General features: G+C 36.3%; 2 protein-coding genes. Both read left to right on the forward strand.

Annotation, left to right across the window (positions count from 1 at the left end):
* Positions 1-219, forward strand: a 219-nt coding sequence (locus tag FUA24_RS17195) for a 50S ribosomal protein L18 (RefSeq protein ID WP_148544320.1), incomplete at its 5' end; no start/stop codon positions are given.
* Positions 220-225: 6 nt separating this feature from the next.
* On the forward strand, positions 226-633 hold a 408-nt coding region (locus tag FUA24_RS17200), incomplete at its 3' end, for a ribosomal protein S5 (RefSeq protein ID WP_148544321.1).

Genomic DNA, 633 nt, shown 5'->3' on the forward strand with positions numbered 1-633 from the left:
TCTGGTAAAACTATTAGCGCTGCATCTTCTAGAGATAAAGACATTGATACCGCAAAAGCAAATAAAACTGAAGCAGCTAAACTAGTTGGTAAAGCTGTTGCTGAAAAAGCTTTAAAAGCAGGTATTGAAACTATTGCTTTTGATAGAGGCGGATATTTATATCACGGAAGAATTAAATCATTAGCAGAAGGAGCTAGAGAAGCTGGACTAAAATTTTAAGAAATTATGTATCAAAAATATAAAAGTGCAGAATTAGTAAAACCAGGTGGATTAGATCTAAAAGATCGTTTAGTTGGTGTACAAAGAGTTACAAAAGTAACTAAAGGTGGTAGAGCATTTGGTTTTTCAGCTATTGTTGTAGTTGGTGATGAAGCTGGTGTTGTAGGTCAAGGTTTAGGTAAATCTAAAGATGTAGCTAGTGCAATTGCAAAAGCTGTAGAAGATGCTAAGAAAAACCTTGTACGTATTCCAATTAGAAAAGGTACGTTACCACATGAGCAGAAAGGTAAATTTGGTGGAGCTAGAGTAAACATAATACCAGCTGCTCCTGGTACAGGAGTAATAGCCGGTGGTGCTGTTAGAACCGTTTTAGAGGCTGTTGGTGTGCATGATGTATTATCAAAATCTCAAGGT

Source organism: Seonamhaeicola marinus (assembly GCF_008085455.1).